This window comes from Microbacterium sp. UBA1097, assembly GCF_002313585.1.
Taxonomy (GTDB): Bacteria; Actinomycetota; Actinomycetes; order Actinomycetales; family Microbacteriaceae; genus Microbacterium.
The window spans coordinates 44868-58689 of sequence record NZ_DCBW01000038.1 but is presented as its reverse complement, the minus strand read 5'-3'; the positions used below and the strand labels follow the sequence as shown (position 1 = coordinate 58689).

At 68.5% G+C, this 13822-nt stretch carries 14 protein-coding genes; 4 read left to right on the top strand and 10 right to left on the bottom strand.

The genetic code is table 11. The features are described 5' to 3' along the window. Positions 1-36: 36 nt before the first annotated feature. A complete protein-coding gene (locus tag B4F19_RS09050) occupies positions 37-1107 on the bottom strand; it encodes a glycoside hydrolase family 6 protein (protein WP_228177291.1) in 1071 nt (356 codons plus the stop codon). 134 nt (positions 1108-1241) lie between these two features. Here B4F19_RS09050 and B4F19_RS09045 point away from each other — a divergent pair, with 134 nt between their 5' ends. Continuing rightward, positions 1242-1955 carry an endonuclease/exonuclease/phosphatase family protein gene (locus tag B4F19_RS09045; RefSeq protein WP_228177290.1) on the top strand — a complete coding sequence of 238 codons (714 nt, stop codon included), beginning with the start codon at positions 1242-1244 and terminating at the stop codon, positions 1953-1955. Positions 1956-1997: 42 nt separating this feature from the next. Here the strand turns inward: B4F19_RS09045 and B4F19_RS09040 are convergent, their stop codons facing one another. Both B4F19_RS09040 and B4F19_RS09035 read right to left on the bottom strand, forming a co-directional pair. Then, entirely contained in the window at positions 1998-2135 is a 138-nt protein-coding gene (locus tag B4F19_RS09040; RefSeq protein WP_228177289.1) for a hypothetical protein, read from the bottom strand. Between the two features lie 58 nt (positions 2136-2193). Continuing rightward, positions 2194-4164 carry a DUF4012 domain-containing protein gene (locus B4F19_RS09035; RefSeq protein ID WP_292734332.1) on the bottom strand — a complete coding sequence of 657 codons (1971 nt, stop codon included), beginning with the start codon at positions 4162-4164 and terminating at the stop codon, positions 2194-2196. Between the two features lie 146 nt (positions 4165-4310). Between B4F19_RS09035 and B4F19_RS09030 the strand changes: the two genes are divergently transcribed. Next, positions 4311-5606, top strand: coding sequence for a type II toxin-antitoxin system HipA family toxin (locus tag B4F19_RS09030; protein WP_292734329.1), 1296 nt, complete (start codon positions 4311-4313; stop codon positions 5604-5606). A 19-nt stretch (positions 5607-5625) separates the two neighbouring features. Here B4F19_RS09030 and B4F19_RS09025 read toward each other — a convergent pair whose 3' ends face one another. Then, on the bottom strand, positions 5626-6219 hold the full coding sequence (locus tag B4F19_RS09025; RefSeq protein ID WP_292734326.1) for a hypothetical protein: 594 nt from the start codon (positions 6217-6219) through the stop codon (positions 5626-5628). Positions 6220-6343: 124 nt separating this feature from the next. Here B4F19_RS09025 and B4F19_RS09020 point away from each other — a divergent pair, with 124 nt between their 5' ends. Continuing rightward, positions 6344-7222: a universal stress protein gene (locus B4F19_RS09020; RefSeq protein ID WP_292734324.1), complete on the top strand. Its 879-nt coding sequence runs from the start codon at positions 6344-6346 to the stop codon at positions 7220-7222. Positions 7223-7422: 200 nt separating this feature from the next. Here the strand turns inward: B4F19_RS09020 and B4F19_RS09015 are convergent, their stop codons facing one another. The 3 genes from B4F19_RS09015 to B4F19_RS09005 all read right to left on the bottom strand — a co-directional run bounded on the left by B4F19_RS09015 (position 7423) and on the right by B4F19_RS09005 (position 10593). After that, positions 7423-8421: a hypothetical protein gene (locus B4F19_RS09015; protein WP_292734321.1), complete on the bottom strand. Its 999-nt coding sequence runs from the start codon at positions 8419-8421 to the stop codon at positions 7423-7425. Between the two features lie 195 nt (positions 8422-8616). Further along, on the bottom strand, positions 8617-9513 hold the full coding sequence (locus B4F19_RS09010; protein WP_292734318.1) for a CPBP family intramembrane glutamic endopeptidase: 897 nt from the start codon (positions 9511-9513) through the stop codon (positions 8617-8619). Between the two features lie 87 nt (positions 9514-9600). Continuing rightward, positions 9601-10593: a hypothetical protein gene (locus B4F19_RS09005; RefSeq protein WP_292734316.1), complete on the bottom strand. Its 993-nt coding sequence runs from the start codon at positions 10591-10593 to the stop codon at positions 9601-9603. A gap of 111 nt (positions 10594-10704) precedes the next feature. Here B4F19_RS09005 and B4F19_RS09000 point away from each other — a divergent pair, with 111 nt between their 5' ends. Then, a complete protein-coding gene (locus B4F19_RS09000) occupies positions 10705-10839 on the top strand; it encodes a hypothetical protein (RefSeq protein ID WP_267189479.1) in 135 nt (44 codons plus the stop codon). Between the two features lie 15 nt (positions 10840-10854). Here B4F19_RS09000 and B4F19_RS08995 read toward each other — a convergent pair whose 3' ends face one another. From B4F19_RS08995 to B4F19_RS08985, 3 genes are all read right to left on the bottom strand, one after another. Continuing rightward, complete coding sequence (locus B4F19_RS08995; RefSeq protein ID WP_292734313.1) at positions 10855-12246, bottom strand: sugar transferase; 1392 nt, start codon at positions 12244-12246, stop codon at positions 10855-10857. A gap of 67 nt (positions 12247-12313) precedes the next feature. Beyond that, positions 12314-13006, bottom strand: a complete 693-nt coding sequence (locus tag B4F19_RS08990; protein ID WP_292734310.1) for a DUF2510 domain-containing protein — start codon at positions 13004-13006, stop codon at positions 12314-12316. Between the two features lie 87 nt (positions 13007-13093). Continuing rightward, on the bottom strand, positions 13094-13819 hold the full coding sequence (locus B4F19_RS08985; RefSeq protein WP_292734308.1) for an NRDE family protein: 726 nt from the start codon (positions 13817-13819) through the stop codon (positions 13094-13096). Between the last annotated feature and the right edge of the window lie 3 nt (positions 13820-13822).

Genomic DNA, 13822 nt, shown 5'->3' with positions numbered 1-13822 from the left:
GGCGTGCCACGGTGGCCTGCGTGCCGAGCGCCGTCCTCAGGGGAGCGTGACGTTGCGGGTCAGCTCCACCGCGGACTGGGGCCACCATGCGCCGGCTACCGGTCCGCCGTTGCAGGTGCCGTCGCTTTCGCCTGGCGGCTTGATCCAGAGGTTCGTGTCGACGACGTCGTCGCCGTAGGTGCCGCCGGGAGCGCCGATGAGCCTGCCCGGGGGGTTGCACCACTCGCCGTTGGAGCCGGCGCCGTTGCGAGACGTGTCAACGATCGCGTGAAGGCCGCCGGTCAGGCCCGAGAGCTGGTGGGCGTAGTCGAACTCGATCGCCGTGTCGTTGTAGTTCGAGACGTTCGTCGCGAAGCCGCGGATGACATCGTTCATGCCGATGCCGTTGATGAGCTCGGCCATCTGCGAGGCCGGCAGCCAGGTCGAGTGACCGCCGTCCACATAGATCCAGGTGTTCGTCGAGGCGAGTCGGGTGATCGCATTCCGCAGCTGCTCCGTGCGCTCGGCGGTGTTTCCGCACTCGGGGGCGAGGGCCAGGCTGTCGGGTTCGAGGACGACGGTTTTCTGGATGTCGGGGGCCGAGTGCAGGGCCTCGCCGATGATCTGCGTCCACTCGGCGTAGGCTGCATCGTCCAGTCCGCCCGCGGAGAGGCCGGCGCTGCAGTCGCGCTCGGGAAGCCCGTAGACCACGATCGCCAGCGCCTTGCCCTGCGTGCGGGCCTCGCTCAGGAGATTCGTCATCCGCGCGCCGATCTCACTCACCGGATCGATCTCGGGGGTCAACCAGTAGGCGGTGGGCTGGGCTGCCAGGTAGTCGGTAGCGGCGAACTCGTCGGTCCCCTCGGCGAGGCCCGGCAGTGCGAGGGCGGCTTTCGACTCCTCCGGGGCGATGATCGTCGTCCCGACTGCCGGAGCGGTAGCGGTCAAATCACGCACCCAGTGATTCAGGAACATCCAGACGGTGGCGGCGATGGCTGCCACGAGAACGACGCCGACCGACACGATCGTCGCGATAGCCCACCCGGGCAGGATCTTCGGCTGTGATTCCGGGCGCGCCGCGGCGGACTCGGGCTGTTCTTGCACCACGTGGGCGCGTCGGGAGGGCACGACCAAACTCTAGCGGAGGGCTTCGGAGGATCCCCGTGAACCCCCTCCTGCGGTGAAGAGATCGCAAACGCTGGGGATATGTCCAGCGGAGCGCACGCGGTCGGCATCCGTGCCCCTCTATCGTGGGGAGTGGCATGAAGGTCATCTCGTACAACCTGCGCAAGCACCGTGCGGCAACCGAGCTGCGAGAGCTCGTCGAGCGCCACGGTGCCGATCTGCTGTGCCTGCAGGAGGCCGACACGACCGACATCCCCGATGACATCGGTGGGCTCGTGCTCGCCGACTCGACCCAGCGCAATCGCCTGGGTCTTGCCGTCTACTACCGCCAGAACACGTATCGCGCCGTCGATGTGCGAGCGATCGCGCTGAAGAAGTCGCTGCACGATCGGGTTCTCAAGCCCGCCGAGGAACGGATGCTGGGGGTTCGTCTGCACGACATCGACACCGGCAACGACATCGTCATCGCGTCCTTCCATGCGGCGCCGCTGACGGCCCTGAACTCGTTGCGTCGGCATCAGATCCGCACGGCTCTGACCGAGCTCGACCTGTTGGGGGAGGGGCTTCCGAAGCTCATGGTCGGCGACTACAACTACCCCGTGTTCAAGGAACGCCTCGGGCAGCACGTTCGAGACCAGGGGTACGAGCTGAATCTCAGCGACTCCCGCACGTATACGCGGTATCGGTTCTTTCGCGGACACTACGACTTCGCGACATCCGTCGGTTTCACGATCGATACCGTACGGACGCTGCCGCAGGGGCTCAGCGACCACCTGCCGATCCTCGTGACGGCCGAGCCGACACCGGGTTCGGGTGCAGCGTCGACGGATGCCGCGAGCGGCGTCGCCTGACACAGGCGCGTGACGTGGCGCGCGGCTCACGCCGGCGCGTGCTCAGCGGATCGCTGCCGCGTAGTGCATGAAGGCTGCGTAGACGAGGACGCCGACTCCCGAGGCCAGGAGCGCGACACCGATATAGAGGAGCCAGTTGCGGGACTTGCGGGGGCCTCGCGGTTCGTAGGGGCTGCTCATGGTGCCCGATCCTAGCCAGATCGAGCAGAGCGCGAGTGACGTGCGTGTTACAGGAGGGTTATCCCTCGTCTGCCGAGCCCGTGAGCGGGCATGCTCCCCCAGCCACGAGGCCCGTTCCACCGATCGTCGGTGTCATGAGGGCTTCGAGTGTCGGGGTCGGCGGGGTGCGGACCTGGATGGTCGCGGTAGCCGCCTCGCCGGGGTTGAGGTTGGTTTCCCAGATCAGCACGTCACGACCGTCGTGGGTGCCGGTTCCGAACACTGTCGCTGCTCCCTCGTCCCCGGCGACGCTCGAGACGACCTCGGACCCCGTCGGGAGGTACAGGTAGGCGATGGTTCTCGTGATCCCGGCAGGTACGCCGAAGTTGCCGCCGCCGGTGATGTACTTGGGGAGGCTGGTCGCGGCATCCGCGGGAGCCGTGCTGTGGAGGGTGACCGACACCGTGGCGAGGGGGTTTTCGCGGAGGTATTCACCGGGACGGAGGTTCTGCGTGAAGGCGGTGCTCGCTGCGCACCAGCCGACTGACGCGGAGCCTTGCGTGTAGTAGTCCATCTTGGAGCCCGTGCCGTCGTTCAAGTACACGCCGAACTGTGTGCGGGTGTCGTCGGTGACGGGCAGGCCGCCCTGGATGGTTGCGCCGTCGAGGATCGCCTGCTCGGCCGGGTCGGCGCTCCACATGAACAGTCGGCGTTCGCTGCCGGCGCGGGCGAGCGCCTGGATGAGCCCCGCCGGCTCTGCTGCGCCGTCGGCGATCGTTTCGAAGACGACGGCGGCTGTGGCGGCGAAGAACGCGTCCTGGTCGCGGGGGTCGGGGTACCGCTGGTACACCTCGTTGAGTAGCAGCGGCACGGCGTTCTCGCTCGTGAGCTGTTCGCCGGTCGGGAGCGTGATGGGGCCGGTGGCCTCAAGCAGGTACGAGAGGGTGACGGGGTCCAGGGCGAAGACGCCGTCGACAGCCACGCCCGTCTCTCGGAGCCACATTTCGCGGGCCAAAGGGCCGTCGATCGTGTAATCGGGGATCTGGGTCACGTTCTGGATGTAGACGCCGGGCTTGTCAACGAAGATGCCGAGGATCTCGTCCGACAGGGGAAGCACGGGGTCGGCGTATCGCGTGAAGTCGGACGAGGAGCCCTGTCCGGTCAGGTCCATGCGGCCGCCATCCGTGTGGATCATCGCCATTGCTCCGACGATGCCGCCGAGCGACCGCCACTCCGCGTTGTTCTGGAACATGACGAGGTAGTTGCGGGGGCCCTCCGCGCCGAGAGCGAGGGGGAGGAGCTGGGAGGTGCGGCGCAGCGCGTCAGCCGCGGTGAGACCGCTCGTCAAGAGGTCGCGCACCTCGGTGACGGGGGCTGCGAGGGGAGCCAGGAGTTCCGTCGTATCGATCGCGTTGACCGATGCCGACGCCTGCCGCAGGCTGTCGGTCGCCGTGGTCGCGACGTCCGAGAGGCTCGCGATGGCGGCGACGTCGAACGCCCCGCCCGCGGGCCGCAGCGTGTCGAGCGAGAAGCTCGACGCCGCTTGCGCGAGCGGTTCGAGGGCGGTGGTGGCGACATCGTCGACGGATGCGATGACTGTCGCCGTGGCGGCCAGTTGCGGTCCGATCCACGGCAGGTGCTCGGCGGCGCCCCACACCGGGTCGGAGGTGAGCGAGCGGGCCGCCGAAGTGTCGGCGGTCAGGGCCGGTACGATCTCGGCTGCCGCGGCAGGGTCGGTGAGGGAGTCTCCAAGACTCGAGGCTGCGCGCTGGGCGTCAGCCACATGGCCGTACGCGAGCGCGCCGCGGACGCCGATCCACGCCGCCCCCGCGACGCCGAGGATCAGGATGGCGCCGAGGACCGAGGCGAACACGATGCCGGCCGTGCGTTCGCGGCGGTGACGTTTGCGAGACCGTGCGCGGCGCGACTTCTCGGCATCCACCGCACGGCGGGTCGCAGCGATCTCGGAATCGTCGCTGGCGGCGGTGTTGTCGTCGCCGAGGGTCGGGTCGGGGTCCGCGCCCGCGGGGGTGGCCGGCTCGTCATGCATGGGTCGCGTGCCCTCCTGTCCTCAGGGAAGCCTATTCGTCCGTACCCGAGTACACGATGAGAGGCAACCGCATGACGCGCCGTCCCAGGCGCCCCCTAGGGTGGGGAGCTGGGCGACGAGCTGACTGACGAAGGGATCGGGGCCCCATGGTGACGGCGAACGCGACGACCCAGCGTGTCTGGGTGGACGCGGCGGCGACCCCAGACGCGGCAGCCGGGCCTGTCGGCTGGATGGATGTCGTGACCCTGGCCGAGAAGGCAGTCGGCGTGACCTTCTCCTACGATCCCTCCTACCTCGCCCGACCGGACGCGTACGCGGTGTCGCCGGAACTGCCGCTGGAGTCAGGGACTCGGGCGCTCGCGTCGATGCCCGGAGCGTTCGTGGATTCCAGCGCCGATTCGTGGGGACAGAAGCTGATCCGCCGGCAGTTGCGCGCCGAGGGGGAGACCTTCCTCTCGGAGGTCGATGCTCTCGTGGGGGTGTCGGATGAGGCACGCACTGGTGCGTTCCGGTTCCGTGAGCATGCGGGTACGGGCGAGAAAGAAGCGTACGTCGCCGACCGTGCCGCCCGGGTTCCGGTCGTCCTCGACCTGCGCGACCTGCGGTCGGCTGCGGATCGGACGCGCGCAGGTGTCTCCTCGAGCGAGCAAGCGATCGCGGAGCTTCTGGATGCCGGCACGGCGGTGCTGGGAGGCGCCAGACCCAAGGCCTTGGTGCGACGGAAGGGGCGGGCGCTGCTTGCGAAGTTTCCGGCACCGGATGACGAACACGATGCGATCCGGTGGGAAGCGGTGTCGTTGCACCTGGCTCATGCTGCAGGGCTTGCCACGTCCCGGGTGCGCACGATCGAGATCGGAGAGCACGCGGTGTTGCTGGTCGATCGATTCGATCGCGTCGGCAAGGTCGACCCAGCGGCGCCGGATCCGACGGCGGGCGAGCTGCGGATTCCCTACTGGTCGGCGCGGACCGCGACCGGCGATGGGCGGGACTACCTGGATGTCGCGCGAGTCATCCGTGGCATGGACGCGCCTCGCGACGTCATCCGTGCCCAGCTGCGGGACCTGTGGCGGCGGGTGGCGTTCGCCGTCGCCGTGCACTGCACCGACGACCACCTCCGCAACCTGGGATTCCTGCGGCGCGAGGCGGCATGGCGGCTGTGTCCAGTGTTCGATGTCGAGCCCGATCCGGTGCAGGAGCGGCTGCGTTCGACCGCGATCGTCGGGGTGGTCGATCCGGATGCCGCGCCGGCGGCCCTGGTCGCGCTCGCCGGGGAGCTCGGAATCAAGACCTCGTCGTGGCGACGGTCGCTGGCTCAGGTGCTCGTCGCCGTGGAGTCGTGGCCGGATGTCGCGAAGCGGGTAGGCCTTGCCGAGGACGAGTTCGCCGCGATGGATGCCGCCATCGGTCATCGCCGGGACGCGCTCGCCACGCTGCTGGCGTGAGCTGGCCCGCGCCGACGGATCAGGCGATGGTGAGCGGCGCGATGACGGCGGCCACGAGTTCGCTCGGATCGCGAACGAGCGTGAAGTCCCCGGCATCCGGAACGACGCCCGGGGCGGCGTACCCCAGCGTGACGATGCCCGGCTGGCTCGTGCGGGCTCGCGAGACGAACGCTTCGATCGCGGCAAGGTCGCTGTCGGGGACGACACCGAACACCAGCGCGGTGTAGGTGTCAGCCGACAGGTAGGCCAGGGCGGCATCCGCGTGATTCGTCTTGGTGACGGTGGTGCCGAGCTTTTGCAGCGCGATGGTCTCGGACATGCTCGTGTCGGGGTCGTCGTCGACCCACAGCACGCGTCCCGGGTGCACGCGCTCGGGGAGCTTCGGTGTGACGCCGGGGCCCTGGCCGCGGGCTGCATGGGCTTCGCGCAGCTGCGTCGCGACTGCTTCGCGGTCTTCGGGCGCGAGGGTGATCTCGATTGTCGAGAGTCGCTGGGTCGGGACGCGGACGGTGGAGGTGCGGCGGATCCAGAGGATGACGCCCACCAGGGCCATCACGACGATCACCCCGACGAAGCCGAGGACGAGCGTCACGAAGCCGGTGTCGATCTGCATGAGGTCAGTATGCCCGGTCGGCGGTGCGGCGCGCGGGGACAACTCGGGCGTGGGAAGGACAACTCGCCTGGATGAGGGACAACTCGCGTGGACGAGGGACAACTCGCATGAATAGGGTGAGGGCATGACCGAGAATGCTGCGAACGGCGAGCCATCCTCCCCCGGAACTTCCGCGACGATCGTTGTGGGTGCGACCAGCAAGCCTGGCTCGCGGCGCGCCATCGAGTGGGCGGTCGCGCGCGCGGTGAGCACCGGTGCTCGCCTGGAACTGTTCTCGGTGATCGGCGGCGCCGTGGGTGCTGTCGGTGAACAGGAGGTCGTGCAGCGCGCCGTGGACTACGAAGAGGCCTTTCTTCGTAACGAGGCGGCGAGCCTGTCTGCCCGCGGCATCGATGTTGCGGTTCGGGTGACGAACGGAAACCCGACGAAGGAGCTCGTCGAGGCGTCAGCGGATGCCGGGCTTCTCGTGATCGGCAGTGATCACACCGGCGGCACCGACAAGCACCGCGGGCCGCACGGGACGCGAATCGTGGCAGGAGCGCACTGCCCCGTCGTCGTCGTTCCCGACATCGACACGACCGGACGCACGGGCGTGGTTGTCGGCGTCGATGGTTCGGAGGTTTCGCACGCGGCTCTGGCGTTCGCCGCCGCCGAGGCCGCACGATTCGCCGAGCCGCTGACCGTCGTGTCGACGTGGATGCCTGTCGTCTACACCGGCGATATCGCCCCGTACCCCGACATGTACCTCACTGATCTGCAGGGCACAACCGAGGCGTTCGCGCAGTCGATGGCCGATGAGGTGCGAAAGGACCACCCGAACCTCGAGATCGTCGTGCACGTCGACGAGGGGGACCCCGCTGCCGTGATCACGGAAGTGGCGGCATCCGCCCGTCTTGCCGTCGTCGGGACGCACGGGCGTACCGGGCTGGCCCGGTTCCTGCTCGGGTCGGTCAGCACCCAGGTGCTTGACCACCTGACGACGGTTACTGCTGCGGTCCGCTAACGGCAAAGCCCCCGGCTCGATCTGGGGGGCTGTCGAGCCGGGGGCTGTACGCGAGACGCGTACCTTCGCGGCGGATGAGTGACCCGAAACACTCAGCGCGCGGTCTTGCCACGATGAGAATGGCACGGTTCGCGACTTCGTGCCGGGGGATTGTCAACTGCGCGTCCCGGATGCCATAATCCGCCGCGCGGGCAGGTGGGTCAGCGGCCGAGCAGCCTACCGACCACGCTCGGAAGCTCTCCCGGGGTGGTGACCACCTGGTCGTGAGGCAGCTCGGGCGCACCGGGTCCGGTCACGATGGTGCCGGGGGCGTACGCAATCGTCGGGACCCCCGGATAGTTGCGGCGTACCGTGCGGATGAAGTCCGCGGCGGTCATCACGTCGCCCTCGTGGCCGCAGTCGGTGACGACCAGGAGGTACTTCTCCGCTGCGAGGTATGCCAGCGCAGCTTCGCAGTGCCGCGCGACGGTGACGGTGAGGCCCATGCGGTGCAGGGCGACGACATCCGGAACGTGGCTGTCGGGGTCGTCGTCGACCCAGAGCACGCGCCCGAGCCGGAAGACCGACTTCTGCGGCGCGCGCGGCGGCGCGACGTAGGGCTGCTGGGGGACGCCCGCCGCCTGTTGCGGCGGGTCGGGGGTCGGTGCGGCCTCCGGGCTCAGGGATGCTGCCGGGATGGGCTCATCCACGGGAGGGGAGGGAGGTTGCTGCTCCGGAGCGGGCGTGGGCGCGAGCGCGGTCGGAGCGGGGCCGAAGGCGGCGCTTGCCACGGTGACCGGTTGCGCTGACGGGTTGGGGGCGAAGACGTACTCGATGGTGCCCTCGTCGACCCGCGGTGCCTGTGGCGCGGTGGCAGGCGGCGCGGTGGCAGGGGGCGCGGTGACAGGGGGTGCGGTGACCGGGGGAGCAGTGAACTGAGGTGCCTGCGGCTGCTGCTGGTACGCCGCGGTGGGTGCCGTGTAGGGATGCGACATCGGCGTGCCGACAGTGTTTCGCGGCGCGGTTACGGTGCGGATGGTCGATGTCGTGACCGCGGGGGTGCTCATGTCGGGGTACCGCGGCATGCGCTGTGCGGGCTCATGACGATCGGAGGTCGCCTCGGCTTTGTTGCTCTCCCACATCGCCCAGCCCACGACGAGTCCCAGCACGGCAACGACGCCGAAGCCGATCATGAGGGTGATGAGTGAATTACTGTCCATGTTCGAACCTGGTGCTGAGTCAGGGTGAGCCATGTTGCACGCTCTCGGGTTGACCACTATTGTCTGCGATCCGCGTAGTGCGGCAAGACAAACTGTGCGAACTCTCATCTAGCGCACGAGAGATCCCCGGCTTTTGCGTCGTTTCCGGACGATTCCGGACGTGAAAGCTACGTCGGACGACGTCGTTTCGCCGGGTTAGGCGGTGCGACTGTTACGACCGCGAGCCCAGTACGCGATGGTGGCAGCGGCCATGATCGCGAGCATCACGACCGTGGTGAGGCTGGCCTCGAGGCCGAACAGGCCGCCCGAGACGAGGGGGTTGGCATCCGTCGTCTCGACGACCGCCAAGAGCGAGTTCTCTGCGGGGATGCCCGACACCGGGATGCCGAAGAGGCTGTTCTGTGCCCAGTTCCACACGGCGTGGAACGCGATGACCCCCCAGAGGCCGCCTTCGCTGAGCGCCCAGAACCCGAGGAGCAGGGAGACGAGCACGAGCGAGAGGACGGACAGGATGTTCATGCCCGTGTTGAGGGAGTGCGCGAGCGTGAAGAAGACGGTCTGGGCGATCATCGCGGCGAGGATGCCGAAGCGCGGCATCCAGGACTGGATGAGGTACCCGCGAGAGATGAGCTCTTCGGCGCCGCTCTGGATCGAGAACCCGACTAACGCGAAGATCACCCATCCGAGTGCGGTCCAGGCGGCGTAGCTGCCGTCGGGAGTCTGGAGGAACTCCATGTTGCCGGTGAGGACTGCCACGGCAACGGCGAGGGACATCGCGCCGAGTGCGATCGCGGCTCCTCGCGCGATCTGCAGCGGGGCGCGGGAGGGGGAACGGAAGCCGATACTCGCGAATGCCCGCCGTTCCTTGAATCGCAGCCAGACCCACAGCAGGATCCAGACCGACAGAAAGGCCAGGCTGCTGATGTTGGTGAGGCCTAGGGCCGTGATGCCTGGGATGAGGGCGAGCAGGATGCTGGTGGCCATGACCGACGCGAACAGGACCACGGCAACGATCGAGCCGACAAGCGGCCCGGTCGGTCGCTGCGCTTCCCGCATTGCGCCGGCGAAACTGTCACGTCGTGTTTCGGTCACGGAGGGCCTCCCAGGTCGGCGGTCCCGACCGACCCTAGCGAATGGAGGCGGGGTGGCGCAGGGCTTGTGGTGCCGCTGCGTCTTCGGCTAGGGCGACCCGGGCGGTCGTCCGCGCCCCGCCTGTTGTGCGCCCCAGACGGCGCCGAGCGCGAACTGGCCGGTCACGCCGAAGTGGCGCATCGCCTGGTCCACGCGGCGCCTGCCGGTTCGAGGACTCAGGCCCAGCGTGTGAGCGGCGGCCTCGACGGTCATGCCCCGGCTCATCAGGGCGAGCATCGGCGCCCACGGCTCGTCGCTTTGGTCGACAGCGGTTGCCTCGCCCCACAGTTTCTCGAAGACCCAGGATGAAAGCGAGACGACCTCTTGAGCGCTCGTGGCGAGCACGCGGGTCGGATGGGGATCCCCCCAAGCAGAGGGAAGGGTAACGGTGTCATCGTCGATGATCCAGAAGAAGCTGGGCGGCGACGGGTGGGTTCGGATCCAGGTGCCTGCTGCCAGTTCGTTGTCGAGGTGCCACCGGTTGATGGGGTCGAGGGCGTCTTCGTCGGAGAGGATGACGCGGATGCGGCTCTCGCCGTCGATCGGGCGCGCGGCCCAGAGCGTTTCGGCGTAGTCGAGGCCGGCGTCGCGCAGGATCTGCGTCGAGGGGATGCACAGCTGTGCTGATCGGGGCGCCCGGCGCGAGGACTGGGCGCGCCACATGTCGGCCAGCGCCCAGGTGCCCTGAACCGTGGTGGGCGGTGTCGAGGTTCCGGTTCCGTCACCCGTCTCGCCGGCATTCCAGGCCTGGAGGAGCTCCGGGATGCTGGCAGCCAGGGTATGCGCGGCGGCTGCGGCATCCGTGAGTTCGCGCACGCCGTCGTCGATGATCTGCTGGATGGCGGTGGCTACCGTGAAGTCGGGTCGGCGGTGAGCGATGGTGTCGCCGGTGACTCTGAGGAGTCCGCGGCCCTCGAGGCGCGCGAGCTGTTCACGCAGGTCGGCCTCGTCGAGGTTTAGCCTGGTCGCGAGCGTGGTCGGGTCGGCGCCCGGGTCGTGGAGGGCTGCGGCGAGCACGACGAGAGCTCGTTTGTCGGTCATCGGTCCTCCTCGAGGCGCGTTGTGGCCAATGGCATTAATGTGCCACGTCCGGTGGGTAACGTCGGCCAGGCGCACGCGCCCGCGTGGCATGTGGACCGTCGAGGAGGAACCGTGAGCGAGCAGCCTGCACAGAATCAGCCAGCTGAGAAGAAGTGGACGGTGGGGCGGATCGTGCTGGCCGGCATCGGTCTTGTCGCACTGGGTCTCGCGGCGTACTGGATCACGTACGCGCTGCTACTGAACTGAGGGATATGCGGCGCTCTAGCGGGCTGCGCGGCCGAGGAGCGCTGCCTTGGCCGACTTGATGACGATCGCGACGTCGCCGGCGAGGCTCCAGTTCTCGACGTAGGAGAGGTCGAGGCGCACCGCGTCCTCCCACGCGAGGTTCTCGCGGCCACTGATCTGCGACAAGCCCGTGATACCCGGTTTGACCAGGAACCGACGCAGTGAGGCGTCGGTGTAGGTCTCGACTTCGCCCGGCAGGGGTGGACGGGGGCCGACGAGCGACATGGTTCCGCCGATGACGTTGAACAGTTGCGGAAGGTCGTCGAGGGTGTGGCGGTGCATCCACCTGCCGAGGGCTGTCGGCACGGTGCCGTCGTCGTCCTCGCGAGCCGTGCGGAACGCGAGCATCGTGAACGGGTGGCCGTGATAGCCGATGCGGGTTTCGCGGACGCAGACGGGGCCCCGCGAGGAGAGCTTCACGGCCAGGGCGAGGATGCCGAGCAGGGGGCTGATGACGACGACGCTGATCAGCGACACGATGAGGTCGGTCATGCGCTTGCCGAAGCGTTGCCCGGGTGAGAACCGCGGCGTCTCGACGTGGACGAGGGGCAGACCCGAGACGGGGCGAGTGTGGATGCGGGGGCCGGCGACGTCGGCGATGCCCGGTGCGAGCAGGAGGTGCTGGCGCCCCGCTTCGAGACTCCAGGAGATCTGCTTGACCTTCTCGGGCGGGAGGGCGTCGCTGCTGGTGACCAGCACCGTGTCGGCGCCGGTGTCGGTGAGGACGCGGGTGAGGTCGTCGAAGGTGCCGAGGACGGGGATGTCGGCATCCGTCGTGGTGATGGCGGCTTCGTGGTCTCCGGGCGGGAGGCAGGCGCCGACGACGAGGTAGCCGGTGTCGCGGCGGCGCTGCAGCTCGGAGCCCACCTGGGCGACGGATGCCGGTGAGCCGATCAGGATCACGCCGGAGGCGCACTTGCCGACGCGGCGTTTGGCGACGAGCCACTGTCGCCACAGCCATCTGACGAGCAGGAGCAGCAGGATGCCGGCGGGCAGGCTGATGAGCAGGTAGCCGCGGGCGATGTCGACGCGGAAGAGGAATGCGACGATCGCGATGACCCCGAACAGGACGAGGGAGGAGTCGATGACGCGGACGTATTCGGTCATGCCGGTGCCGACGACGCCGGGTGTTCGGGTGTCGGCCAGGCTCAGGGCGAGCAGCCACAGGGCGACGAGGATCGCGGAGGTCAACCAGTACGACACGGCGGTGAAGCGCAGGTCTCGCAGGAGTGAGAGCTGGGCGTTGCCGGTGCCGAACCACACGATCTGGGTACCGTAAACGACCCACACCAGAACGACGGCGTCGCTGATCAGCAGTCGTGTGCGGTAACTCTCATGCCACGGTCGTGGCTCACCCGTGGAGCGCACTCACCCAGCCTTGCACACGCCGGTCGTTCACCGGCGCGACACCGTGGGTTTGCGAGAGAGAGGTGCCTCAGCCCGAGTAGCCGCCGTAGCGGGCGATCGTGCTGAGGAACTGGAAGGTTGCGAGGGTGATCTGGGCCGAGATGACGACCGCGACGATGATGCCGACGACCTGGGTGGCGATGAGGCCCCACAGGGGTCCCCAGCCGGTGCCGGTGCGGCGGATCGTGACGACGATGCGTCCGATGGGGTAGACGAGCGAGAGGAACATCCATGGCCAGGGGAACGGGCGGTCGATGCCGCGGTTACGGAGTTCGCGGTGGTCGAGGTACGCGAACCAGACGCTGAAGCCGTAGACCGCCCAGCCGAGGAGCATGATCCCCCACCACCACGGCGAGAAGAAGATGTCGAACGGCTGCATGAACGTGTGCAGGTCGGTACGCGGACCCGACTCGGCGAAGGGTTGCATCATCCAGCCCTGCATGGCGAACATCGAGCGCCACGGCACGAGGAGAGCGGCCAGCGTCGAGACCAGCGGCAGCAGCACGATGAGCCAGATCCAGACGGTGTTCGTGTCGACGCCGGGGCTCTTGCGTGGTTCGGGTGCGGCGGCGGGAGCTGCTGGCGGCTGCGCCACTGGGTTGGACGCTGCGTTGGGTGCTGACGTGTGCGCTGTCCAGGCGGTGCCGTCCCAGAAGCGCAGGATGCCGGGGGTAGACGGGTCGGGGTACCAGCCGGCTGACGGCTGCTCTGGTGTCGACATGGGTGTCCTCCCGTTCGCGAGTTCCGTGCCCCACTCTAGGTCGGTGCCGGACGCCGCGTCAGGGGGCTATCCCCCGGGTTGGGGGCTCTAGCTCCGCGGAGCGTGCAGGTCGAGGTGGCCCCACTCGCCGGGTGCGGGAAGTTCGGCGTAGCTCACGTCGATCCCGTCCAGTCCCACGGATGCTGCGCAGACGAGGAGCGACAGGGTGGGATAGCCGAGGGGGCGGTTGTCGCGGATGATCGCGCGTTCATCGACCGGGCCGAGGGCAGTGCTGCGTTCGAGCACCTCTAGCCAGGGCCGATACCAGCGCTCGCCCGCCTCGGGCTGCGCGAGGCGGAAGTGTTCGAGCCAGTGCGAGATGCGGGCGGTGGCCGGGTCGTCGACATCGTCGTGGGCGATCATGTGGATGCCGGCTTCGATCTGCGTTTCGCGGCGGCGCTCGCCGTCCCACGAGATGACGCGTGCGGAGGTGGCGTCGACCTCGAGCAGGTTGAAGCCGCGCATTGCGGGGTGCTCGCTGGGTGAGGTGCCGAGGACCGAGTCGAGGGGGAGGGTTCCTCGCGAGACGACGGCGGAGTCGGGCAGGTCGTCGCCGCCGGCGCGGTTGAGCAGGACAGCGAGGCGGTGGGTGTCGGCATCCGCTGCAAGCCAGGCGCCGCCGGCGCGGATGTCTTGCACGCCCAGGATCGACGGGTGCTGCGGCCACCAGTGTCCGAGCGGGTTCCACGGGCGGGTGGGGTCTTCGTCGCGGATCGCGAGGAGGCGCACGGGTGTGCCCGGGCCGGTCGGGACATCGATGATCACAGTGCACATGGG